The sequence below is a fragment of the Anabaena sphaerica FACHB-251 genome, from assembly GCF_014696825.1.
GTDB lineage: Bacteria > Cyanobacteriota > Cyanobacteriia > Cyanobacteriales > Nostocaceae > RDYJ01.
Genome location: NZ_JACJQU010000014.1, coordinates 1 through 23,645 on the forward strand (window position 1 = coordinate 1; position 23,645 = coordinate 23,645).

Consider the following 23,645-nt stretch of genomic DNA (forward strand, 5'->3'; position numbering starts at 1 on the left):
TCCTCTGCTCCCCTGCTCCCCTGCTCCCCTGCTCCCCTGCTCCCCTGCTCCCCTGCTCCCCTGCTCCCCTGCTCCTCTGCTCCTCTGCTCCCCTGCTCCCCTGCTCCCCTGTCTCCTGTCACCTTCTTAAAACCCAGCTATAGGATCAGGTTGAGATTTGAGGTAGTTGAGAAAATCGAGTAACTCTTCCTCACTGAGTAAAGAACGCCCTAACTTACCGTAGGTTTTTTTGAGATGTTCTCTACCCTGTTCTTTTGTCCAGCCTAAACGTTCTATCTGCACATCTGTTTGAGCAATAACATCAGATAAATTGACTGGTTCGCTTTTCCTCTTGCTTTTTGCTATCCCTGAGCGCAAGCCAGCGTCTTCCGGAGGAGAATAACTGCGTGGAGTAAAAGGGGTAACATTACTGTTAGTAATTTCTGGGAAGGGCTGAGGTTCAGGTTCTGGACTAGCTACGATTTCCAGGTTGGGTGCTGACGTATCAAATAGTTCTTGTCTGGTAGTAGTTGCAGAAAAACTTTGATCTAAAGCTTGGTTGGAGGTATCGTTTTTAGTGTTGCTGGCCTGTGGCCATTGACTGCTGACAACATCACCAATTTCGGGGACATACTCATTTAAGAGAGTTGCGGTTTTTACGGTTGGGTTCACTGTCACTGGGGAAATGGGTTTTGGGGAAAATGCCTCTGTTTCCCCGGTTGCATTTGTGATTCCCAAAACCATCAACGCTCGATTTCGGGCTTGGTCTTCAGCAATTTCTACAGTATCTGCTCCTGCCATACCAGTGGCGCGGGTGACACCTTCAATTTGCAGGCTAACTCGGACGATATATTTGCCTTGAAAAATCTGTACTAATTCGGAAATAATACTGCCGTTAGGATACAAGCTCTGGAATTGAGCCAACATAATAGTGCTACCCATCTCAATCTGTTTAACTTTATTTGTACTTTGTAGAACTTCCAGGCACTTTTGCGCTATGATTATCAGTCACGATTGTAGCAGCAGCAGATTTTTGCATAATTGACACCAATTCTTAGCTGCCGCTGACTGAATCAGCTTGTTCTTCCTTTCAATGCTATACTAATTACCCAAATCGATATCTAGAAGTATTTTCTGGAAGTGCGCTCTAAATCTACAATAATAAAGATAAGGTTCGCCCTCATTGCTTGTTAAGCTGCTTACCTAATTATTACCGATTCTACAGATGGTAAAATTAGGTTAATCGGCAGTTTCTCCTAGTTAAAACTCAAATTCTCATGGTGTGAAATTACCTGAAATCTAGACAATCAAACACCTGTTACTTGCCTTGTGTATAAGCTTGTGGGTGATATGGAGAGTTCTCCAAACCAAACATCTCAAGAACCCATTGCGTAATTACCAGGTGGAAATCGAGTATCAGGAGTGCTGTATAAGATTGGTTAGGTGAAGAAATTTGAACCCAAGTGAACTCTGAGAGTGTCGTGCAGTGAGAAGTCTGAGCAGTGAGAAGTCCAAGCAGAGCAAGGCTCTGAGATGAACTTCAGCAGCCTTGCCTTCTCTACGAGAGGCTACGCAAACGGGTAATTCGTTGGCATCAAGTGTCTGTAGGCTGTGAGGATATACAGGGAAGAACCAGATTACACGAAAAATGATGTTTTGACCAAAGGTCGGTTCACTGCATGGAATTTTCAATCGCTACACTCCTTGCCAATTTTACTGATGATAAATTGGTAGCTCGGAAGGTTTTGGAAAAAAAACTTGGTTGTGAAGATGAAGATAGTTTAGAAAAACTTTATATTGCTTTGGAGGTGCTGGAAAAAATTGGACTGTTAGTAAAAGAACGTGGTAAGTATCGGCGTGTATCAGAAGAGGGGCTAATTGAAGCCAAACTCCGCTGTTCTAGTAAGGGGTTTTGCTTTGCAATTCAGGATGTGGAAGGCTCGGAGGATATTTATATCCGGGAAAGCCATCTCAGTAATGCCTGGAATGGCGATCGCGTTTTGGTGAGAGTGCTGAAAGAAGGTAGTCGTCGGCGTTCTCCTGAAGGCGAAGTGAAGTTGATTCTGGAGCGTTCTAATCACACATTACTGGCACGGATTAAGCAAGTAGAAGGGGGTTTCCGTGCTGTGCCTTTGGATGATCGTTTGCTGTTTGAATTGAAACTGCTCACCAATGGAATCAAATTAGAAGAAGCTATCGACCACTTGGCTCATGTAGAAGTCCTACGTTATCCCTTAGCTCAGTATCCACCTTTGGGGCGGGTGGTGCAAATTCTGGGTAGTGATGCGGAAGCCGCTGCTGATATAGATTTAGTAACGTGCAAACACGATTTATCTCGAACTTTTTCAGAAAATGTTTTGGATGCAGCAGCAAAATTACCCAAAAAGTTGCTGAAAGCAGATTTGAAAGATCGCGTAGATTTACGCAATTTGTTTACTCTGACAATGGAAGGGGTAAACGGTGACGATAGGGTAATAGAAAATGCTTTTAGCTTAGAGAAAAACCCCAGTGGTCCATGGCGGTTGATTGTTCATGTCACTGATTTATCTCACTATATTCAGGCTGACGAGATATTAGACCGAGAAGCACTCAAGCGGGGGAAATCAGTGTATCTCGGAGACTTAATTTTGCCGATGTTACCTGATGCTTTAGGAGAACGTTGTTCTTTAATACCGAGTAGTGATCGCCTAGCTCTCTCCTTTGTGATCACGATTGATCCCCAGCTGGGAGAAGTTTTGGAATGGGAAATTCAACCCAGTGTGATTAATGTAGATAAGGCTGTCAGCAAAGAGCAAGCCGAAGCAGTCCTCAGTGGTGAATCAACAAAAGCATCTACTGAGAGTGTGGAAACATTGCGTGATTTAGCAACTTTGGCCAAAGCAGCCAAACAAGCTCGGTTATCTCGTGGTAGCTTGCAGTTGAATTTACCACCTAGCCAAAATCCTTATCATGATGAGGGGACTATGGGGGCGGTGGTACTAAATGACTCACCAGTGCGATCGCTCTTAACAGAGTTTGTCTTGATGGTAAATGAACTGATGGCAGATCACCTCAGCGCCTTGGGCGTTCCGGCGATTTGGCGAGTTCAAGGTACACCCGATCCTGAAGATGTTCAGGAAATGCTGAAACTAGCGATTAATTTAGGTGTGGAGTTAACACTCGATCCAGAGTTAGAAATTCAACCCCTAGATTATCAGCACTTAACTGGGGCTTTTGCTGAGTCACCATCTGAGCAAGTTCTTACCTACCTGCTGCAAGATACTCTTAAACCTGCTGTGTACAGCACCACTAAAGGAGCGCACTTTGGTTTAGCTCTGACACAATATATTCACTTTAGTTCACCCTTGCGGCGTTACCCAGACTTACTCATGCAAAGGGTATATCATGCTCTCCTGGAATACGGACGCGATCGCCGCAACACTCGTGTTAAAGAGCGTGTTAACTTGCGCCACTCGTCTTCTCATCTGGAAATTAACTGGAACGTTCTCCCTCCAGAACTACAACAGGAACTGCAAAGCGATTTAACTAGAGTCCTTGTCCAGATTAATGACCGAGAAAAAGAAGTCCAAGAAGCGGAAGCAGATTTGGCCGGACTGCAAAAAGCCCAACTGATGAAACAGCGGCTCGGTCAAGTCTTTCCCGGTGTGATTACAGGTGTTCAATCCTACGGCTTCTTTGTAGAAATCGAAGTCCCAGCCACAGAGTTAGAAATTGGCTCCAAGCTGAGTACACCTTTGCGGGTAGAAGGATTAGTACACGTCAGTTCGCTTAAAGATGATTGGTATGAATATCGTGCTAGACAACAAGCTCTGTTTGGGCGCAAAAATCGCGCTTCCTATCGATTAGGCGATCGCGTAGCTGTGCAAGTCAAGAGTGTCGATTACTACCGTCAGCAAATTGATTTAGTTACTGTTGGCGCTGATGGTATGGTCAAAGGATCAGTAGTCGGCATTGGCAATGAAGATACAACAGATATTTACTTACCCAATCACATCAAATCTTTTGACTTAGATCCATATAGTGAAGATGAGTAAATTTTCTGAGTAAGTAATTGCGTGTCAAATAACAGTAAGCCACTTATTTTAGGCGTATCAGGTGCATCCGGCCTGATTTACGCCATTCGCGCTCTTAAATTTCTTTTAGAAGCTGAGTATAAAATTGAATTGGTTGCCTCTAAATCAACTTACATGGTTTGGCAAGCAGAGCAAAATATCCGAATGCCAGCAGATCCTGAAGCACAAGAGCAATTTTGGCGAACTCAAGCCGGAGTAACCCTATCGGGTCAACTACGCTGTCATCCTTGGAGTGATGTTGGCGCTGGTATCGCTAGTGGTTCCTTTAAAACTTTGGGGATGATGATCATGCCATGTAGCATGAGTACAGTAGCCAAACTGGCAGTGGGTTTGAGTTCAGACTTACTAGAACGGGCAGCAGATGTGCAGATTAAAGAAGGGCGTAAGCTGGTGATTGTCCCCAGAGAAACTCCTTTTAGCTTGATACACCTGCGAAACTTAACAACCTTAGCAGAAACAGGAGTTAGAGTTGTTCCCGCTATTCCCGCTTGGTATCACAATCCCCAAACCATTGAAGATTTAGTTGATTTTGTAGTTGCCCGTGCTTTAGATCAACTAGATATTGACTGCATACCAATTCAACGCTGGCAAGGTCATCTTTAAGGAGGCAGAGGGGCAGAGGGGCAGAGGGGCAGGGAGAAAAGAGTTATTTAATTTTGACTTTTGACTTTTGACTTTTGACTTGATTTTGCCCAATGCCCAATGCCCAATGACAACTGATAACTAACAACTTATAAAAATGGCTGGAATTCGTTTAATTTTGTTGGTGGTGGTGCTGGGAGGACTAATACTTTTATTAGTCCAAAATTTTTCTCCTGCCCTCCCTCTAGTATTTTTGGGGATGCGGACTCAACCATTACCACTATCTTTATGGATTTTATTTAGCATTGCCGCTGGTGGTTTGACATCTTTTGTAATCGCCAGCTTGTTTAAATTTACTAATTATTTTACTCAACAGGCATCCTCATCCAAATCAACGACAACTGCACCGCGTGTCAAGACGAATCCCAAGAAAGAAACTATACCACCTCCCAGCAATCCACGCAGACCAGTTGCTGACACCGATTACACTACCAGTAACGAATTTGATGATTGGGAAACAGATGCTAATCAAGGTGATGATTGGGATGTTGAAGAACCACAACAGACACCAAGCCCGAAAACCTACCCAAATCAGCAAGCACCTAAAAATGTTTCTCAGTCTGATTCAGTTTACTCCTACAGTTCCCAAGAACCCAAAAATACTGGTGTGGGGAAAACTGAATCGATTTACGATGCAGATTACCGAGTAATTATCCCTCCTTATCAACCCCCAACTACTAATCCAACTACTACTCAAAGTGATGATGATTGGGATTTTTTTGAAGACGAGGATTTTGCGGATGACAATGAACGTCCTCGTCGGTAAGCTTCTGGCACAAAAGTTGTTGATTCAGCCTACAATCTACCCCCTAGTCTCTTTTGTGGGCCACACTCCTCTCGTGACTCTCGTGACTCCTGCTTAATTTGACCCGTCATCGCCGCTTCCTGCAAAGCCATGAAGGCGTTAAAATCCTCACAGTCATATCGGGTAGTTAACAGTTCTCTGAGTTGGTTTTCTGCTTCCACAGTTAAATAGCCAGTCGTTAAAGCTGTTTGTACAATGTCTCGAATTCGAGTCATAGCTGATACATTATGCATATCACATTAATTGATGAAGGCTCACTCAGTTGAGAAAAGCTGGTTTGTAAAAGGTGAAAAATTTGGTAATTGTTTACACGTGGACAATAAAAGCGAATTGATGATTGTTTGCTGACAGTCAACTTGGGAAGCAAGATACTGTGTTACTCATAGCATCACAATGGGCAATTCACCTTTTTATATTGACAGCATTTATTTCCTTAAAGTTTCAAACAAGTTATATGAAATTTCTGTTAAGGATAAGCATACCTAAGTAGTAAATGAAAATGCACCTAACAAATGTTATTAAATTCGTTATAACTTTACAGTTAATTTATGCGGATTTTACGGAAGAACCGTTAGTATATCGCTAACCTAACTGTAAATAAATCGTTAATAATAATGTCTGTAGCAGATTCCCAACCACCAGAAGAAGAATTTATAGAAGCTCAAAAAAATTGGGACTTAGAAAAATTGTATGTGGATTTAGGTTCTGCAAAGAGGAAAGCCTTAACACCTGTAGAAAAGAAATTGCTTAGAGGTTTGCTTTGCGGTTGCAGTCCTGCGGAAATAGCCAAGAGAGTTTATCAAAGTCGCAATAGTGGTACTGTCAGAGTCTATCTGTCTAATGGATTATATAAATATATAGAAGATATGCTGAGTAACCAATTGGGATATTCAGTTAAGGTAAAGAACTGGAGTCATGTGACTCATTTATTAGAAAAAGCAGGGTATAAAAAAAATTGGTTTGCAGTGAAACAAATAACCACGTTAATTAAAAATATCAGAGAACAAGAACCTAATGTACTCAAAGTTGAATCCACGAAAATTCAAGATTGGGGTGAAGCGGTTGATGTCAGTGGCTTCTGTGGACGGATGACAGAACTAACCACCGTCTCAGAATGGATTGTGCAGCAGCACTGTCGGTTAGTTGTAGTTTTGGGGATGGGTGGAATTGGTAAAACTGCTTTTTCTATTAAGTTAGCACAGGAGATTCAAGTTCAGTTTGAATGTGTGATTTGGCGATCGCTGCATCTATGCCCTACGATAGATGCGATGTTAACCGATATTATGCAGACATTATCACCAACGTTACAAATAGAGCAGGCAGCAACTTTAAATACCAAAATTTCTCAATTGATACATAGTTTACGCCAGATGCGCTGTCTTTTGGTATTAGATAATGTTGACTCAATTTTATGCAGCGGTGATGCTAATCTCGCAACCACCAGTAAACCTGATCTGCTGTCACAGACTCAGTATCGTCCAGGTTATGAAGGTTACGGTGAGTTAATCAGAAGGTTAGGAGATTCTCAACATCAAAGCTGCTTATTAATCACTAGTCGGGAAAAACCACCAGAAATTGCAGCCAGTGAAGGAGAAAAACTCCCTGTCCGGTCTTTAAAATTGACTGGTTTAAGCAAAACAGAAAGCTTGGTTATCCTTGAAGCTAAAGGATTACTGATACCAGACTATACAGATAATGGCGTATTCATAGACTGGTATGGTGGTAATCCGTTGTTTCTAAAATTAGTTGCTACCACAATTCAAAATTTATTCGGTGGCAGTATTTATCAGTTTCTCAAACAGGGTACTATCGTATTTGGTGATATCCGCAGAATTCTAGACCAGCAATTTAATCACTTGTCTGAGTTAGAAAAGTATATTATGTATTGGCTAGTATTAAATCCAGATTGTACTTCTGTGCTGACTTTAACAAGCCTGATGATACCGGGATGGTCGCCGAGATTAAGACAAAGATTAATTTTGGAAACTTTAGAATTACTCCAGAGACGCTCATTCCTTGATATGCAAGCAGCTAATTTATTCCCCAGCGCAGTCTGGAGGGAATATATAATTGAACGCGTCAGAGAAAAAGATTTTCAATCTTCCACTGAAACCGAGACTAGCTTATTGATGCGTGATCCGATTTTAGAGGCACAATTAAAAAACTATGTGAAAAAAAGTCAATACGACAACCAAATTTAGAGTAAAGTCAGCATTTGGTAATTAGAAAATTTCAGAAGCAATGAGTAACTTATTAAGAGGAGTCAACCTGTATTTAATTGGCATGATGGGTGTTGGTAAAAGCACAGTTGGTCGGTTAATAGCACAGGAATTGGGTTATGGATTTGTAGATACTGATGATGTAATAGTTAAAGCCGCTGGCAAATCTATCAATGACATATTTACTCATGAAGGTGAAGCGGCGTTCCGGCAGTTGGAAAGTGATGTTTTAGCTCAAGTTTGTGCTTATACCAAATTGACTATTGCTACGGGTGGGGGTATTGTCCTGCGACAAGAAAACTGGGGTTATCTACATCACGGGTTAATAGTGTGGCTTGATGTACCAGTGAAAGTCTTGTTAAAGCGGTTAGCAGAAGATGAAACAAGACCACTTTTACAAGATCCCGATCCTGAAGCTAAATTGCTATCGCTCCTCGAACAACGTCAACCACTTTACTCCCAAGCCGACTTACATATTACCATCACTGAGGAGCAAACACCAGCAGAAATCGTTACACGCATCCTAGCAGCAATACCCAGCGTTCTCAAAACTCAAGTTTCCCCTCAAGTTTCCCCACACCAAAATTGATCTGAGGAAATTTTGTGATAGTAAGTTGCTTTCATGTTTTGATCATGTAAAAACCTTGTATCCAAAATTGACAGATTCTCAAAATGATCAACGATACCGAGTATATCAGGCAAACTGAAGCCAATCGCGTCGAAATCCTCAGCGAAGCACTACCTTACATTCAACAATTCGCAGGTCGCACCGTTGTTGTCAAATACGGGGGTGCGGCCATGAAAGATAGCACCCTCAAAGATAAAGTCATCCGTGATATTGTATTTTTATCTTGCGTTGGCTTGCGACCAATTTTAGTACATGGTGGTGGACCAGAAATTAACAGTTGGTTAGGCAAACTAGGAATTGAAGCACAATTTAAGAATGGTTTGCGCGTCACCGATGCACCTACAATGGATGTAGTAGAAATGGTATTAGTCGGTCGAGTCAATAAAGAAATTGTCTCCCTGATTAACCAAGCCGGTGGTATGGCTGTGGGACTTTGCGGTAAAGATGGTCACTTAATCACTGCCCGTCCCCAAGGTGATGAAGGTATCGGCTTTGTTGGGGAAGTCAGTAATGTCAACATCAAGATTTTAGAAACTCTCTCTAGTAATGGCTATATTCCCGTAGTTTCTAGCGTTGCGGCTGATGATAACGGACAAGCTTACAATATTAATGCTGATACTGTAGCGGGGGAAATAGCAGCTGCTTTGGGGGCGGAAAAGTTGATTTTACTGACCGATACAAGGGGGATTTTAAAAGATTATAAAGATCCATCTACCTTGATTCCTAAAGTGGATATTCCTGAAGCTCGTCAATTGATTAACGATGGTGTAGTGAGTGGGGGTATGATTCCTAAAGTAACTTGTTGTGTGCGATCGCTCGCTCAAGGAGTTAAAGCCGCACACATCATTGATGGCCGCATCCCTCACGCCCTTCTGTTAGAAATCTTTACAGATGTAGGGATTGGCACAATGATTCTTGGTTCTCAGTTTAAATGATAAATTAGTGATTAGTGATTGGGGACTGGGGACTGGGTAAGAAGATTTTAGATTTTAGCTTGGAGTTAATTAAATACAATCCTAAATCCAAAATTTAATCCCTATTCCCTATTCCCTATTCCCTGACCAATAACTAATGATCAATGACTAATGACTAATGACTACAGAAAGTTTAGAACTTGCTAAATCTCGTTACCAAGCTGGAAAAGCAGCTTTTGAAAATGGACAATATCGGGACTCTGTGGAAAATTTAGAAAAAGCCAGCGCCTTATTAGCTCGAAATACACGCTTTGGAGGTGAAGTAGATATTTGGCTGGTGAATGCTTATGAAGCTGCTGGACGTTCAGAAGATGCGATCGCACTTTGTCAACAACTCTCCCGTCATCCCCACTACGAAACTAGGCTACAAGCAAAGAGGTTAGTTTATATTTTAAAAGCACCCAAACTCAAAAGACCAAAGGAGTGGATGACCGAAATTCCCGATTTAGCAGCTATTTCTGATAATGAATCCAAAATAATCGTCACTACTAAGCCCAAAAAATCTACCCTAAAGCAGAAGTCGGTGGAACCTGAATATGTTGATCTTAGCCAAGTCAATACAAAAGATAATCGTTTTATCTGGGTAGCATTAACTGCTGTTGCTTTAACAATTTCCTATTTAGTCTGGTTAAGTTTGTGAACAGCTAATGATAAGTTCAATGTTGTGGAGAATAAAATCTATGAATATATCTAATTCACGCTTACAAAAAATTGCATTATGCTTGATTAGACCATGGAATTTTATCTTCACTAAAATCGGCATAGTAAACAAACAAAAACCTATTTTTTTGCTGGTGGTAATATCTGCGTCTTTAATGTTATCTGGTTGTGTTCAATATGACTTAGGTATTAACTTTAATAATGCTAATAATGGTGAATTAGTACAGTATATTAAATTATCCGAAAAATTAACCAGTTTTAGCGGTGATTATGTTTATGAATGGTTAAATAGTTTAGAACGTCGCGCACGTAAATTAGAAGGTTCAGCAAACCGCATTTCTCCAGAAGAAATTATTGTCAAAATTCCTTTTAGTAATGGCAAGGAATTACAAGAAAAGTTTAGCGGATTCTTCAACTACCGCACTGCTCAAAAACCTGAGAACGTTGCTGATGATGCAAAATTGCCAAGTATTGCTTCCAACTTATTCGTAGAGAATAACAACTTCTTACTTTTATCCAGAAATCATTTAGTTTATGATTTAGATTTGCGTTCCCTTTCTGTGCTTACCAGCAAAGGAAACGTTTTATCAGGTACTGGTTCAATTGTCAATTTAGATTTTAGCTTGCAGACACCTTGGGGAGTTAAGAATATTCAACAAACCGAAGATGCTATCCAACCAGAAAAAAATGGTAAACAACTGATATGGAAACTCAACCCAGGTGAGTTAAATCATATAGAAGTAGTTTTTTGGCTTCCTAATTTATTGGGTATTGGTGCTTTGATAATTATTCTGTTTGTTTGGGGTGGTTATTATCTGAGATATACATTGTTAGAATCTGGATTAAAGGATTTGCAAAGTTAAAGGATTTTATTGTCAGAATCAGGATAACCAGGATTTATAGGATGTACAGGATGAAATTGGAAAATCTCTCTGAAAACCTCTTACCTTTGTGTCCTTCGTGTTCTTCGTGGTTCGTTCTTTGGCGACTTGTGCGTAACCAACCATCATCAAATCGCATCCTGTAAATCCTGTAATCCTGCAAATCCTGATTCTGACAACCTATAAATAAATCTATGATTATACAAACTCACCCAACTCAAAAAACACCAACTGTCACTTGGGAAGCCCTTCCCGCTGATTTTATTTTACCTGACGACCCAGTGGAAAATATTCAACAACCGCCTCTAGCTGCTGCACTAACTGATGCTTTAGGTGCAGCAGGACGCATTCTCCCACAAATGCTGATTGGCTCTAATTTTGGGCTTGTAGCCACCTTAAACAAAAAAATTATTGTTAAAGCTCCCGACTGGTTTTATGTGCCACAGGTGCATCCTGTAGCTGCTGATGTGGTACGTCGCAGTTATACTCCCAACCTCGAAGGTGAACCAGTGGCTGTGGTAATGGAATTTCTCTCAGATACAGAAGGTGGAGAATTATCAGTGCGTTCCACACCGCCCTATGGAAAGTTGTATTTTTACGAACATATTCTTCAAGTTCCCACTTATGTCACCTATGACCCCTACGAACCCAGTTTAGAAGTACGCTGTTTGCAAAATGGAGAATATACCAAACAACAAGCAGACGCTAATGGACGTTTTTGGATTCCTGAATTAGAGTTATTTTTAGGAATTTGCACTGGTGAAAGATTGTGTCAAACCATGAATTGGTTGCGGTGGTGGGATAGTGACGGAAATTTGCTGCTGTGGAGTAGTGAACAAGCAGAACAGGAACATCAACGGGCTGAATTATTAGCAGCTAAGTTACGAGAACTAGGGATTGATCCTAATAATATCTCATGAAATTACGACACGGGCATCTTGTCCGCTACAAAAAATTAAGGTGATAAACGTTCTATCTTCCAACTTCCATCATCCGCACAAGTATAAAGCAACCTGTCATGTAAACGGCTAGAACGTCCCTGCCAAAACTCAATCTCCTGGGGAATTACGCGAAAACCGCCCCAATGAGGTGGTCTAGGAACTTCCTGATTTTCATATTTACGCTGGAAATCCTGTAATTGTGCTTCCAAAACTTCCCTACCAGCAATTACCTCACTTTGATTAGAAGCCCATGCACCTAAACGACTATTATGAGGGCGTACTTCAAAATAGCCATCCGACTCATCTTTTGAAATCTTCTCTACAGTCCCCACAATTCTCACTTGGCGTTCTAGTTCAGCCCACCAAAAAACCAAAGCCGCATGGGGATTTGCAGCTATTTCTTGTCCTTTGTGACTGTTGTAATTAGTAAATAAAACAAAACCTCGTTCATCAAAATCTTTCAGTAGTACCATTCTCGCTGAGGGTTTGCCATCTGGTGTAGATGTGGCCAGAGTCATGGCGTTAGGTTCAGGTAATTGTGCTGCTAGAGCCTGATCAAACCAGAATTTAAATTGTATAAAAGGATTAGGGTCTATTTCCTTTTCACTCAAATCTTGCAAAGTGTAGTCTTTGCGAAGGTCAGCTATGTTTTTATCCATCGTTTTTATTTCCTTATCATTAGATAAGCTTATACACGTATTGGGGAAAAATATTTATGATTATTAACAGAAGTAATACTAACCCAAGTTGCTACTGAGGGATAGAAGTCAGGAGTTTATTAATTTTGACTTTTGACTTTTGACTTAATTTGCCTCCTGCCTAAACATTACATCAGATGCGCCGTTCAGCCTCTCTACAAAGTCTGCTAATTTATGGTCTGAGTGGCCCGATTATCGCTCTCAATGTCTGGCTACTGTCCGTCCTGTTTCGTTATTTCCAGCATCCAATTACTATCTTGAGTATTGCGGCAATTCTGGCGTTTTTACTCAATTACCCGGTCAAGTTATTTGAGAGAGCGCGGATTACTCGTACTCAGTCAGTCATCATAGTGTTACTTATCACTTTAACTTTGTTGATTATTTTGGGTGTTACTCTTGTACCGATGGTAATTGACCAGACAATCCAGCTTTTAAATAATATTCCTGATTGGTTGGCCTCCAGTCAAGACAACCTGGGAAAGTTGCAGGTGTTGGCGCGTCAAAAACGTATACAAGTTGACCTGAGCTTAGTAACCAGTCAAATCAATGCTGGTGTGCAGAACTTGTTGCAACAGATAGCTTCTGGTGCAGTGGGATTTGCGGGAATCCTGTTGTCAGCATTACTGAACATAGTTTTAGTAGTTGTACTGGCTTTTTATATGCTGTTATATGGCGATCGCGTGTGGTATGGTCTAATTAATCTACTCCCATCTCATTTCGGCATCCCCTTCAGCAAGTCTTTGCAATTAAATTTCCAGAACTTTTTCCTAAGCCAATTGTTGCTGGGACTGTTTATGGTGGTAGCTCTCACTCCCATTTTCTTGTTTCTGAGGGTACCATTTGCCCTATTATTTGCCATTATTATTGGTATTTCTGAACTAATTCCTTTTGTTGGGGCAACTTTAGGGATAGGCTTGGTAACGTTGTTAGTTTTCTTACAGACTTGGTGGTTAGCATTTCCAGTAGCAATGATGGCAATTATCATGCAACAAATCAAAGATAATATCTTAGCTCCCAAGTTACTTGGTAACTTTATTGGACTGAATCCGCTGTGGATTTTTGTAGCGATTTTGATGGGATTTGAGATTGCTGGTTTGTTGGGAACACTGGTTGCTGTGCCAATTGCTGGTACTATCAAAGGCACTTTCGATGCTATTAAAAACAGCAAGCATGGAAATTCTGTATATAGCTATACAGTTGTTAATGATTCAAAATTTAGTGAAGATGAATAGGTGACAGGGAGCAGGGAAGAGGGGGCAGGGAAGAGGGGGCAGGGAAGAGGGGGCAGGGGGAGAAGAACAACTGACAATTGACAATTGACAACTGACAAACTAATGGATGCCCAGAAGCTATTAGAAACAATTAAAAACCTGATTGACCAAGCCCAAAAGGGGGAAATAGACCCTTGGGATGTGCAGGTAATTGAGGTGATTGACCGCTACTTAGAACTAATGGCACCAGAAGCAACAGCTAGAGGTTATGAAGCTGACTTGTCTCAATCTGGACAGGCTTTTTTATCAGCATCCATGCTTGTACTATTTAAAGCTAATACCTTAGTACAATTGTCAACAGTAGATAATATCATAGATAATGTGTCTGATGATTCAATGCTGGAGGATGCAGATGGGGAATTATATCCCATCCAGCGTTTGCAACTAGAGCGACAGTTGCGCCGCCGTCCAGCAGCAATGCCACCACCAAAGCGTCGTGTGACTCTGCAAGAGTTAATTGAACAATTGCAGATTATGGCTAACCAGCTAAAACGGGTAGAGAAAGCCACCAAACCTCACCGTCCTAAGCGTCAGCCTAGTATGCAAACGATGCGGGAGGCATTAGAATTAGCTCACCAAGAAAATTTAACAGAAGTGGCTTTAGAACTAGAACAGGTTTTGCATCTTTCTGCAAGGGAGCTAAATTTAGAGGAACAATGTTTGAATCTAGAACAATTGGTACAGCTGTGGACTAAGACAAAGGAAGCAGATAAGAATGGATCTGAGCATGAATCAAAAAATGGCAGCTTAGTGAGCGTTTTTTGGGCATTACTGCTGCTGTCTGCACAATCCAAGGTAGAGCTATTTCAAGAAGAATTTTACCAGGAAATAAAAATCCGTTTACCTACTTCAGCCAACAGATGCAACCCAATCAACTAAATTTTTGCGTCAGCAAAACCCAGAATCCTAGTAAATTGAAAAGATAACTGACTGATGATTAAGTATCATTTGATAAAAGTAAACTGGCTTGTGGCTGAGGAATAAAATTTTATGAAAGCGATGATTCTCGCAGCGGGTAAGGGGACTCGTGTACGTCCCATTACTTATACCATTCCCAAACCGATGATTCCCATCCTGCAAAAGCCAGTGATGGAGTTTTTATTGGAGTTGTTACGCCAACATGGATTTGACGAGATTATGGTCAATGTTAGCCATTTGGCGGAGGAAATCGAAAATTATTTCCGTGATGGTCAAAGGTTTGGCGTGCAGATTGGTTATTCTTTTGAAGGGAAAATTGATGATGACGGTAAACTTGTAGGAGAAGCGATTGGTTCAGCTGGGGGGATGCGGCGTATCCAAGACTTCTCACCATTTTTTGATGATACGTTTGTGGTATTGTGCGGTGATGCTTTGATTGATTTGGATTTAACTGAGGCGGTAAAGTGGCATAAGTCTAAAGGGGCAATTGCTACCATTATTACCAAATCTGTTCCCAAGGAAGAAGTTTCTAGCTATGGTGTGGTTGTCACAGATGAAGACAATCGGATCAAAGCTTTCCAGGAAAAACCTTCAACAGAGGAAGCACTCAGCACCAATATCAATACGGGTATTTACATTTTTGAGCCAGAGGTGTTTGAATATATTCCCTCTGAGGTTGAGTATGACATTGGTAGCCAGTTGTTTCCTAAACTGGTGGAAATCAATGCGCCTTTTTATGCCATTCCGATGGATTTTGAATGGGTAGATATTGGAAAAGTGCCGGATTATTGGCGGGCTATTCGTGGTGTGCTGCTAGGGGAAATTAAAAATGTGCAAATTCCTGGTAATGAAGTTGCTCCTGGTATTTACACTGGCTTAAATGTAGCAGTGAATTGGGACAAAGTGGATATTACTGGTCCGGTTTACATTGGTGGTATGACCAGGATTGAAGACGGGGCGAAAATTGTCGGTCCGGCGATGATTGGACCTAATTGCTGGATTTGTAATGGTGCAACTGTGGACAATAGTGTAATTTTTGAATGGTCACGCTTAGGTCCGGGAGTGCGATTGGTAGATAAGCTGGTATTTGGACGTTATTGTGTTGATAAGACAGGAGCCGCGATTGATGTTCAAGCGGCGGCTTTGGACTGGCTGATTACAGATGCTCGTCAAACCCCACCTTCGGAAATTCCTTTGGAACACCAAGCGATCGCTGAATTGTTGGGGGCAAATATCAATTAGAGGCAGGGAGTAGGGAGCAGGGAATAAGGGGAATGATCTATAACTTCTTCCCAGTCCCCAATCCCCAGTCTTAACTATTCAAGTAAGTATATCTTTGGAGACTTTGCTCATAAGTTTGTAGCAGTCTTTGAGATTCGGCTAGGGTAATGCGGTTTTCTTCTAAGGCTTGTTCACAGCGTTGACGGATGTTTTCTACCATGTCCTCAGAGTCGTATTGTACGTAACTAACTACCTCACTCATGGTATCACCCTTCACAACGTGTTCAATTTGGTAGCCTTTGGGTGTGAGTTGGATGTGAACGGCGTTGGTGTCACCAAAAAGGTTATGTAAGTTACCCATAATTTCTTGGTAAGCTCCATTTAGGAACATCCCCAGATAATAGGGTTCATTAGGTTTGAATTTATGTAATTCTAAAACTGATTTGACATCACGCAAGTCAATAAAGCGGTCAATTTTACCATCACTATCACAGGTGAGGTCTGCTAAAATTCCCCGTTGTGTGGGTTCTTCATCTAACTTATGTATGGGCATGATAGGGAATAGTTGATCAATTGCCCAACAATCTGGTGCTGATTGAAACACAGACAGATTGATGTAGTAGATGGAAGCCATGATTTTTTCCAGGTCTTCCAATTCATCGGGTACGTATTCCTGCTGTCTGGTAATCTCCAGAATTTTTTGACAACAAGCCCAGTAGAGACGCTCGGCTTTAGCGCGTTCTTTGAGGCGTAAAATTCCTAAATTAAAGCGGCTGATGGCTTCTTCTTTAAATTGAGCCGCGTCGTGATAAAACTCTTGATAGTTCTCTTTGTTGATAGATTGATAGGTTTCCCATAGATAATTAATAATGGGTGATTCTCCCTCTTGTGGTGGGTCTGGGAGATCGAGGGGGACACCACTGGTACTAAGAACGTCAAAAATGAGAACTGACTGATGGGATGCGATCGCTCTGCCACTTTCGCTAATCAGTGTAGGTACGGGTATTTGTCGCTCACTACAGGTATCTTTTAACTCTGCTACAATATCGTTGGCATAGTTTTGCATATTGTAGTTTTTGGAGGCGTAGAAGTTGGTTTGGGAGCCGTCATAATCTACACCTAAGCCACCACCAACATCCAGATATTTCATGTCCGCTCCCAGCATCGCTAACTCTACATAGATGCGGCTCGCTTCTTGAATGGCATCTTTAATGACATTGATGGCGGAGATTTGTGAACCGATATGGAAGTGTAACAACTGCAAGGCATCGAGTAAATTAGCTTCTCGTAACTTGTCCACTGCTTCCATAATTTCGGGGATGGTTAACCCAAATTTAGCGCGATCGCCTGTTGATGTTCCCCAACGTCCCATGCCTTGGGTGCTTAATTTGGCTCTTACTCCTAAAATGGGCTTAATTCCCAATTGCAGGTTAGCAGCAATTACCAAATCGACTTCTTCAATTTGTTCTATGACGATAATTGGTGTTTGTCCGAGTCTTTGGGATAACATTGCCGTTTCAATGTATTCTCGGTCTTTGTAGCCGTTGCAAACTAACAACGCTCCTGGTGTATCCAATAAAGCCAGAGCTATCATTAATTCTGGCTTAGAACCGGCTTCTAGACCAAATTGATGAGGTTTGCCAAAACGCACCAAATCTTCAATTAAGTGCCTCTCCTGGTTGCATTTGACAGGAAATACACCTCGATAAACACCGGGATAGTTATAACGAGCGATCGCTTTCGCAAAACAAGCGTTTAATCGCTCAATCCGATCTTCTAAAATATCGGAAAAGCGAATTAACATGGGAAGTCCCAAATTTCGCTGTTTTAAGGCGTTGACTAATTCAAATAAGTCTAGAGAACCCCCGCGATCGCCTTTGGGGGAAACTGTCACATGACCAGCAGCATTAATGGAAAAATAAGGTCTTCCCCAACCTTCAATGCGGTACAGGTCTTCACTATCCTCAATTTTCCAAGTCCGAGGTAAATCTCCTGACGTGGTGCTAGGTGGTAGCAGTTTCTTGTGCTTTTGGCTTTTTAATTCTGACTTATGCCCATTAGTAGGCATTTTCACAATCTCATCGGTAGTTGACTCGACACCCATTTCTTCCTGACCTCTGTGTTTCACCCACGAACTAACAATTTAGCAAATTAGTTTAGTAACAGATATGCACCCAGCAAGATTTTTTCTTGGTTAAGAATGAGTTAAGGATTTACTGGGGACTGGGTAATAGTTCCAATTACCCATTACCAATTATGAATACCTCGTAAATTCCTGTCTTTCCTGAGTTAGAAATTTCTGGAACTACTAGACAAAAGACATACCTACAACTGACAATTAACGCAGAAAATTTTTTATGCTTTTGGAGACAGATTTGGAACGCACATTTTTAGCAATCAAGCCTGATGGAGTCCAGCGCGGGTTGGTAGGTGAAATTATCCGTCGCTTTGAAACTAAAGGCTTTACCCTTGTTGCCTTGAAGTTTATGAAAGTCAGCAAAGAATTGGCTGAACAACATTATGATGTTCACCGGGAAAGACCTTTTTTTGCTGGGTTAGTTGAATTTATCACTTCTGGTCCAGTAGTGGCTATGGTCTGGGAAGGTGAAGGTGTTGTAGCATCTGCGAGAAAAATTATTGGTGCAACCAATCCTTTAACATCAGAACCAGGCACAATTCGCGGTGATTTTGGCATTAGCATTGGTCGTAACTTGATCCACGGTTCTGATGCTATAGAAACAGCGCAACGAGAAATTGCTCTGTGGTTTAAGGATGATGAATTAGTTAGCTGGCAACCTCATTTAACTCCTTGGTTGAAAGAGTAACTGGAGACTGGGGACTGGGGACTGGGGACTGGGGACTGGGGACTGGAAGCAACAGGTAGAATGTTAATTTCCCCATCACCTCATCACCCAGTTCCTTATTTTGTGATTTCGGATTTTTCGGATTTTTCGGATTTTTCGGATTTTTCGGTTTCTTCTGTTTTTAGTTCTAGTTCTGTACGTTTGGAAAAGCCCCAGGTTAAGATGATGGCGATCGCACTAACCATGAGCCATTGGGGTGGGACTAAATCTTCGTTGATGACTCTTAATAGCAAGCGTAAACCCACAAAAGCTACAGTGATATAACCTGCGTCTTCTAAATTTGCATATTCATCTAACCAGCGAATAAATAACCCGGCCATAAATCTCAGGGTGACGATACCGATGGTAGTGCCGGTAATTACCAACCATGTTTCCTGAGAAACGGCGATCGCTGTGGTGACGCTATCTAAGGAAAAGGCTAAATCTGTAAAGGCTATGACAGGTATAGCTTGCCACAGAGAATTAAACCGGGGTCCGTGATGGTGGTTGTCTTCGTCTTCTTGTGATGCAAAGTGTTGGAATACTAGCCACAATAGGTAAGCAGCGCCCAATAGTTCAAATTGCCAGAATTTTTGTACCCAGGTGGCTGTCAGCAGTAGGGTAATTCGTAGCACATAGGCAAAGACTAAACCAATGTTTAGTGCCTGATTTTCTAGTTTTTTGTCTTCTAGTCCTTGGGCGATCGCAGCGAGGGCGATCGCGTTATCCGCTGATAGCACAGCCTCTAAAAATACTAAGATTAATAAGACTATAGAGGCTTCTATGCTGAAATGAAAGTTTAGGTAGTTAAAAATTTGGTCTAGCATTCCAATTTCTCAGACAGGGAAAATTTTAAATTAACAGGGACGGGGATTCTTATTATAGAAAATGCAATAAATTTCTACTTTTATCCAGTTTAACGCGGTTCTGGTAGATTTTGATGGTGTTGTCATTTAGGTTTTTGGAAAAAATTGGTATAAAACAAGACTGTCATTACTATGAAATTAGTCATGCCAACTAACTTGACAAAGTATATTAAAAAGCTGTTATTTGTATAATATTGAAAAAATTTGAAATAAAAGCTTGGTCCTATGTCTGATACATCAAACCCACCTTATGAGTACATTGAAGGTGGGGACTTCCGCAAATTGTTAAAACAACTTTTCCAACAACCTATTTGCTAACTCAAGTAAATCAATATCACAAACATGAAGACGACGAACTAAAATATCTCTGACAGCAGATGTTTTTTCATCTTCTCTAGAAATCCTCAAACATTCTTCCAAATCTACTGCTAAATCAAACAGGGGCTGATCTTTTAAATTCTGCCTGATTTTCACCGCTACATCATCATTACTAACCAAAAATTCTTTAATAGAATCTAATAAGGAATCACCTAATATTGCATCATTATCCCACGTTTCTAGCCAATCTCCATCTGCATCTTCAACATAAAGATGAACATAATTTACCCCATATTCTAACCAATCTTGTTGCATTCTGCGGGCTGCTGCTAAAATTTCAGCAAATTCATCTACTTGAGTAATGCTGTTCATTTCTTTTTGGTTAAGCATAAATGCTGTCGTAAGCAGGTAACGATGTAGGCAAGGACTCAGGTGTTCAATATCGAAAATTTGAGTTCAGGAAAAGTTGATATACTTTCCTTGGGGAAGATGATCACTGTTATACAGCGCCACATTTACTAACTGGTTGATAAAATCATTCTCACCGGGGTTGTAACTTAAGAACAATCCTCTTTCTATTTCCCACATTTGCAGTGCATTTTGCCACTTTTCATATTTTTGGCCATGAAATTCTTTGCTAACACTGGTAATTTGAATACAAAGTGGTTTCTGTTGATGATTACTGATGATTAAATCTGTTGCCATAGAAAGGTCGGCAATATAACGCTGCCAAAAACTACCTTCACGACGAACAACATCTTGAGCTATTAATTTAATAATATCATCATCAAACTGATTAAACTCGCCTGCCATCATTTTTTTCTTCCAAATATAAAATTTGGCATCTGTTGAGTTTATCCACTTAGGAAATAAATAACCATACCAATACCTTTCATTGGCCGTCATTTGCTCAAATTTTGCTTGTCGTGCTGCTTGGGAAGGTAATGATTGAATTATCAACCAAATTGTAGAGTCTGTAATTACCTCTAAGAGAAAGCCAAGGACAAATGGTTTAGCAGTCAGGGAACCAGGGCGAGTATATTTTACCCAACGATTGATCTCATTTAATCTTTTCGCTAACTGAGGATCTATCGTTGAGGCTTTTTCGGTTAATGACTTTAGTTTATCCTTTATCTCTTTTGCTTGCAAACTACGCCCTACTTTTCAGTAACTAACGATTTTGTTAAAAACTTATACCTTTTAACAGGAGTATATGAATCATGGTTTAGTGTTAAAATTTGGGTTTAAAAAGAAATTTCATTGACAATTTATCCCAAATGTTGTATTTGCCAAAGTTTGAGGATTCGACAACCCTGGTTGTTACCCAGTTAGTTGGTGCAAAATACCTATTAACTCAGTAATACACTGTTATCTTACCGTTTGACAAGGTACAAAATGTACAGTTTTTGATTTCCTCAATCACACTTAATATTTTTTCAGCTTTAATCTGTCCTAAGCTGCTCATTCTTGCTTACTTGCGATTGGTGTAAACTGAGTAACTTGGATATCTACTCCCAGCTTAACGAAAATCTAAACACTGTTTGTCAAAAGTTTGTTAACAATAGTTTTCAGTCACCATATCGTTTACATACATCACCATGTCTCAACCGACTATAGAATCCATCCTACAGGAAAACCGTCTATTTCATCCTCAAAGTAATTTTTCCCAACAGGCTAATATTAAAAGTCTGGAAGAATATCAGCGGATCTACGATAGAGCTAAGGCTGATCCACAGGCATTTTGGGCAGAATTAGCCGAAACTGAGTTACATTGGTTCCAAAAATGGGACAATGTGCTAGATTGGCAACCTCCTTTTGCGAAGTGGTTTGTCAATGGCAAGATTAATATTTCTTACAACTGCCTTGACAGACATCTAACTACTTGGCGTAAAAATAAGGCAGCGTTGATCTGGGAAGGTGAACCAGGAGATTCACGGACGCTAACTTATGCCCAATTGCATCGAGAAGTTTGTCAGTTTGCTAATGTCCTCAAGCAGTTGGGTGTGAAAAAAGGCGATCGCGTGGGAATATATATGCCGATGATTCCCGAAGCTGCCATTGCCATGTTAGCCTGTGCGAGAATAGGCGCACCTCACAGCGTTGTTTTTGGTGGTTTTAGTGCTGAAGCTTTGCGCGATCGCTTGAACGATGCAGAAGCTAAATTAGTAGTCACCGCAGATGGTGGTTGGCGTAAAGATGCGATCGTACCTCTGAAAGAACAGGTAGATAAAGCTTTAGCTGATAACGCCGTACCCAGTATAACAGATGTGCTAGTTGTCAAACGCACAGGTCAAAAAACCCAGATGGAACCAGGACGAGACCACTGGTGGCACGATTTACAAAAAGGTGTTTCCGCAGATTGTCCTGCTGAACCAATGGACAGCGAAGATATGCTATTTGTCCTTTATACTTCCGGTAGTACCGGCAAACCAAAGGGCGTTGTGCATACTACAGGCGGTTATAACCTATACACCCATCTTACCACCAAATGGATTTTCGACCTCCAGGACACAGATGTATATTGGTGTACTGCTGATGTAGGTTGGATTACTGGACATAGCTATATTGTTTATGGTCCCCTTTCCAACGGTGCAACCACTGTCATGTATGAAGGTGCGCCTCGTACTTCTAATCCTGGTTGTTTCTGGGATGTGATTGAAAAATACGGCGTAACAATTTTTTATACTGCTCCCACTGCCATCCGCGCTTTTATTAAAATGGGTGAACATTTACCCAATGCCCGGAATCTTTCTTCTTTGCGTTTACTGGGAACTGTCGGTGAACCTATCAACCCTGAAGCTTGGATGTGGTATCACAAAATCATTGGTGGTGAACGCTGTCCAATTGTGGATACTTGGTGGCAAACTGAAACAGGTGGGATTATGATCACACCTTTACCTGGTGCAATTCCCACTAAACCCGGTTCTGCAACTCTGCCTTTTCCTGGCATTATTGCAGATATCGTAGATTTAGACGGTAACACAGTTCCAGAAAATGAAGGTGGTTATTTAGCGGTACGTCATCCTTGGCCGGGAATGATGCGGACTGTCTACGGTGATCCTGATCGTTTCCGTCGGACTTATTGGGAACATATTCCGCCCAAAGATGGTAAATATACGTACTTCGCTGGTGATGGTGCGAGAAAGGATGAAGACGGCTATTTCTGGGTGATGGGGCGTGTGGATGATGTGCTGAATGTCTCTGGACACCGCTTGGGAACAATGGAAGTAGAATCTGCGTTGGTGTCTCATCCGGCGGTGGCTGAGGCTGCGGTGGTGGGTAAACCTGATGAGTTGAAGGGTGAGGAAGTTGTAGCTTTTGTGACTTTAGAGGGGACTTATCAACCGAGTGAGGAGTTGAGTAAGGAACTGAAGAAGCACGTTGTTCAAGAAATTGGTGCGATCGCTCGTCCTGGTGAAATCAGGTTTACTGATGCTCTGCCAAAAACGCGATCGGGTAAAATTATGCGTCGTTTGTTGCGGAATTTAGCTGCTGGTCAAGAGGTGTCGGGGGATACTTCGACTTTGGAAGACCGCAGTGTTTTGGATAAGTTGCGGGAAGGTGCATAAACAATTCAAAATTCAAAATTCAGAATTCAAAATGTTTTGAATTAAGAATTTATGGGGTAAGTAATGTTGCTTACCCTATTTTATTTCGCGCAAAGGCGCTAAGGAGCAAAGATGCAAAGTGTTTTTTGTATTTTGACAT

General features: G+C 41.2%; 21 protein-coding genes. 14 read left to right on the plus strand and 7 right to left on the minus strand.

The window, feature by feature from the left end; translation table 11 throughout:
* Positions 1-126 precede the first annotated feature (126 nt).
* A complete protein-coding gene (locus H6G06_RS19445; protein ID WP_190563292.1) occupies positions 127-906 on the minus strand; it encodes a hypothetical protein in 780 nt (259 codons plus the stop codon).
* 752 nt (positions 907-1,658) lie between these two features.
* On the opposite strand from H6G06_RS19445, the gene H6G06_RS19450 reads away from it, so the two are divergent.
* From H6G06_RS19450 to H6G06_RS19460, 3 genes are all read left to right on the plus strand, one after another.
* Positions 1,659-4,013: a ribonuclease R family protein gene (locus tag H6G06_RS19450; RefSeq protein WP_190563095.1), complete on the plus strand. Its 2,355-nt coding sequence runs from the start codon at positions 1,659-1,661 to the stop codon at positions 4,011-4,013.
* Between the two features lie 21 nt (positions 4,014-4,034).
* The gene (locus H6G06_RS19455) at positions 4,035-4,655 is read left to right on the plus strand and encodes a UbiX family flavin prenyltransferase (RefSeq protein ID WP_190563097.1); all 621 of its coding nucleotides are present in this window, start codon (positions 4,035-4,037) and stop codon (positions 4,653-4,655) included.
* Between the two features lie 136 nt (positions 4,656-4,791).
* Positions 4,792-5,460, plus strand: coding sequence for a LapA family protein (locus tag H6G06_RS19460; RefSeq protein ID WP_190563099.1), 669 nt, complete (start codon positions 4,792-4,794; stop codon positions 5,458-5,460).
* Positions 5,461-5,489: 29 nt separating this feature from the next.
* On the opposite strand, the gene H6G06_RS19465 is transcribed toward H6G06_RS19460, so the two are convergent.
* Entirely contained in the window at positions 5,490-5,714 is a 225-nt protein-coding gene (locus H6G06_RS19465) for a hypothetical protein (RefSeq protein WP_190563101.1), read from the minus strand.
* 399 nt (positions 5,715-6,113) lie between these two features.
* Between H6G06_RS19465 and H6G06_RS19470 the strand changes: the two genes are divergently transcribed.
* The 6 genes from H6G06_RS19470 to H6G06_RS19495 all read left to right on the plus strand — a co-directional run bounded on the left by H6G06_RS19470 (position 6,114) and on the right by H6G06_RS19495 (position 11,781).
* Positions 6,114-7,700 carry a helix-turn-helix transcriptional regulator gene (locus H6G06_RS19470; RefSeq protein WP_190563103.1) on the plus strand — a complete coding sequence of 529 codons (1,587 nt, stop codon included), beginning with the start codon at positions 6,114-6,116 and terminating at the stop codon, positions 7,698-7,700.
* A gap of 40 nt (positions 7,701-7,740) precedes the next feature.
* A complete protein-coding gene (locus H6G06_RS19475) occupies positions 7,741-8,307 on the plus strand; it encodes a shikimate kinase (protein ID WP_190563106.1) in 567 nt (188 codons plus the stop codon).
* Positions 8,308-8,390: 83 nt separating this feature from the next.
* Complete coding sequence (argB, locus tag H6G06_RS19480; protein WP_190563108.1) at positions 8,391-9,281, plus strand: acetylglutamate kinase; 891 nt, start codon at positions 8,391-8,393, stop codon at positions 9,279-9,281.
* Positions 9,282-9,438: 157 nt separating this feature from the next.
* Entirely contained in the window at positions 9,439-9,960 is a 522-nt protein-coding gene (locus tag H6G06_RS19485; protein WP_190563110.1) for a tetratricopeptide repeat protein, read from the plus strand.
* A 40-nt stretch (positions 9,961-10,000) separates the two neighbouring features.
* Positions 10,001-10,843, plus strand: a complete 843-nt coding sequence (locus tag H6G06_RS19490; RefSeq protein WP_190563112.1) for a DUF3153 domain-containing protein — start codon at positions 10,001-10,003, stop codon at positions 10,841-10,843.
* A 212-nt stretch (positions 10,844-11,055) separates the two neighbouring features.
* A complete protein-coding gene (locus tag H6G06_RS19495) occupies positions 11,056-11,781 on the plus strand; it encodes a Uma2 family endonuclease (RefSeq protein WP_190563114.1) in 726 nt (241 codons plus the stop codon).
* Positions 11,782-11,816: 35 nt separating this feature from the next.
* Here H6G06_RS19495 and pdxH read toward each other — a convergent pair whose 3' ends face one another.
* Positions 11,817-12,461, minus strand: a complete 645-nt coding sequence (pdxH, locus tag H6G06_RS19500; protein ID WP_190563116.1) for a pyridoxamine 5'-phosphate oxidase — start codon at positions 12,459-12,461, stop codon at positions 11,817-11,819.
* Positions 12,462-12,637: 176 nt separating this feature from the next.
* Here pdxH and H6G06_RS19505 point away from each other — a divergent pair, with 176 nt between their 5' ends.
* The 3 genes from H6G06_RS19505 to H6G06_RS19515 all read left to right on the plus strand — a co-directional run bounded on the left by H6G06_RS19505 (position 12,638) and on the right by H6G06_RS19515 (position 15,931).
* Complete coding sequence (locus H6G06_RS19505) at positions 12,638-13,732, plus strand: AI-2E family transporter (RefSeq protein WP_190563118.1); 1,095 nt, start codon at positions 12,638-12,640, stop codon at positions 13,730-13,732.
* A gap of 102 nt (positions 13,733-13,834) precedes the next feature.
* Positions 13,835-14,650, plus strand: coding sequence for a segregation/condensation protein A (locus H6G06_RS19510; RefSeq protein ID WP_190563294.1), 816 nt, complete (start codon positions 13,835-13,837; stop codon positions 14,648-14,650).
* A gap of 111 nt (positions 14,651-14,761) precedes the next feature.
* Positions 14,762-15,931, plus strand: coding sequence for a nucleotidyltransferase family protein (locus tag H6G06_RS19515; RefSeq protein ID WP_190563120.1), 1,170 nt, complete (start codon positions 14,762-14,764; stop codon positions 15,929-15,931).
* Between the two features lie 70 nt (positions 15,932-16,001).
* Here the strand turns inward: H6G06_RS19515 and speA are convergent, their stop codons facing one another.
* Positions 16,002-18,014 (minus strand): biosynthetic arginine decarboxylase, encoded by a 2,013-nt coding sequence (gene speA, locus H6G06_RS19520; RefSeq protein WP_190563122.1) that lies wholly within the window; start codon positions 18,012-18,014, stop codon positions 16,002-16,004.
* Positions 18,015-18,285: 271 nt separating this feature from the next.
* On the opposite strand from speA, the gene ndk reads away from it, so the two are divergent.
* Positions 18,286-18,735, plus strand: a complete 450-nt coding sequence (ndk, locus tag H6G06_RS19525) for a nucleoside-diphosphate kinase (RefSeq protein ID WP_190563296.1) — start codon at positions 18,286-18,288, stop codon at positions 18,733-18,735.
* Positions 18,736-18,830: 95 nt separating this feature from the next.
* Here ndk and H6G06_RS19530 read toward each other — a convergent pair whose 3' ends face one another.
* The 3 genes from H6G06_RS19530 to H6G06_RS19540 form a co-directional block, all read right to left on the minus strand.
* On the minus strand, positions 18,831-19,580 hold the full coding sequence (locus H6G06_RS19530; protein WP_190563124.1) for a TerC family protein: 750 nt from the start codon (positions 19,578-19,580) through the stop codon (positions 18,831-18,833).
* Positions 19,581-19,904: 324 nt separating this feature from the next.
* Complete coding sequence (locus tag H6G06_RS19535) at positions 19,905-20,327, minus strand: hypothetical protein (RefSeq protein WP_190563125.1); 423 nt, start codon at positions 20,325-20,327, stop codon at positions 19,905-19,907.
* Positions 20,328-20,393: 66 nt separating this feature from the next.
* Complete coding sequence (locus H6G06_RS19540; RefSeq protein WP_190563127.1) at positions 20,394-21,086, minus strand: hypothetical protein; 693 nt, start codon at positions 21,084-21,086, stop codon at positions 20,394-20,396.
* A 449-nt stretch (positions 21,087-21,535) separates the two neighbouring features.
* Here H6G06_RS19540 and acs point away from each other — a divergent pair, with 449 nt between their 5' ends.
* Positions 21,536-23,506: an acetate--CoA ligase gene (acs, locus tag H6G06_RS19545; RefSeq protein WP_190563129.1), complete on the plus strand. Its 1,971-nt coding sequence runs from the start codon at positions 21,536-21,538 to the stop codon at positions 23,504-23,506.
* Positions 23,507-23,645: the final 139 nt, after the last annotated feature.

What these genes read in the sequence shown, in the direction of transcription:
- acs (WP_190563129.1), top strand. Translation starts at nt 21,536, where the DNA reads ATGTCTCAACCGACTATAGAATCCATCCTACAGGAAAACCGTCTATTT.
- H6G06_RS19530 (WP_190563124.1), bottom strand. Translation starts at nt 19,580, where the DNA reads ATGCTAGACCAAATTTTTAACTACCTAAACTTTCATTTCAGCATAGAA.
- H6G06_RS19450 (WP_190563095.1), top strand. Translation starts at nt 1,659, where the DNA reads ATGGAATTTTCAATCGCTACACTCCTTGCCAATTTTACTGATGATAAA.
- argB (WP_190563108.1), top strand. Translation starts at nt 8,391, where the DNA reads ATGATCAACGATACCGAGTATATCAGGCAAACTGAAGCCAATCGCGTC.
- speA (WP_190563122.1), bottom strand. Translation starts at nt 18,014, where the DNA reads ATGGGTGTCGAGTCAACTACCGATGAGATTGTGAAAATGCCTACTAAT.
- H6G06_RS19470 (WP_190563103.1), top strand. Translation starts at nt 6,114, where the DNA reads ATGTCTGTAGCAGATTCCCAACCACCAGAAGAAGAATTTATAGAAGCT.
- H6G06_RS19465 (WP_190563101.1), bottom strand. Translation starts at nt 5,714, where the DNA reads ATGACTCGAATTCGAGACATTGTACAAACAGCTTTAACGACTGGCTAT.
- H6G06_RS19490 (WP_190563112.1), top strand. Translation starts at nt 10,001, where the DNA reads ATGAATATATCTAATTCACGCTTACAAAAAATTGCATTATGCTTGATT.
- H6G06_RS19505 (WP_190563118.1), top strand. Translation starts at nt 12,638, where the DNA reads ATGCGCCGTTCAGCCTCTCTACAAAGTCTGCTAATTTATGGTCTGAGT.
- H6G06_RS19485 (WP_190563110.1), top strand. Translation starts at nt 9,439, where the DNA reads ATGACTACAGAAAGTTTAGAACTTGCTAAATCTCGTTACCAAGCTGGA.
- H6G06_RS19510 (WP_190563294.1), top strand. Translation starts at nt 13,835, where the DNA reads ATGGATGCCCAGAAGCTATTAGAAACAATTAAAAACCTGATTGACCAA.
- H6G06_RS19460 (WP_190563099.1), top strand. Translation starts at nt 4,792, where the DNA reads ATGGCTGGAATTCGTTTAATTTTGTTGGTGGTGGTGCTGGGAGGACTA.
- H6G06_RS19535 (WP_190563125.1), bottom strand. Translation starts at nt 20,327, where the DNA reads ATGCTTAACCAAAAAGAAATGAACAGCATTACTCAAGTAGATGAATTT.
- H6G06_RS19475 (WP_190563106.1), top strand. Translation starts at nt 7,741, where the DNA reads ATGAGTAACTTATTAAGAGGAGTCAACCTGTATTTAATTGGCATGATG.
- H6G06_RS19515 (WP_190563120.1), top strand. Translation starts at nt 14,762, where the DNA reads ATGAAAGCGATGATTCTCGCAGCGGGTAAGGGGACTCGTGTACGTCCC.
- pdxH (WP_190563116.1), bottom strand. Translation starts at nt 12,461, where the DNA reads ATGGATAAAAACATAGCTGACCTTCGCAAAGACTACACTTTGCAAGAT.
- H6G06_RS19445 (WP_190563292.1), bottom strand. Translation starts at nt 906, where the DNA reads ATGTTGGCTCAATTCCAGAGCTTGTATCCTAACGGCAGTATTATTTCC.
- H6G06_RS19495 (WP_190563114.1), top strand. Translation starts at nt 11,056, where the DNA reads ATGATTATACAAACTCACCCAACTCAAAAAACACCAACTGTCACTTGG.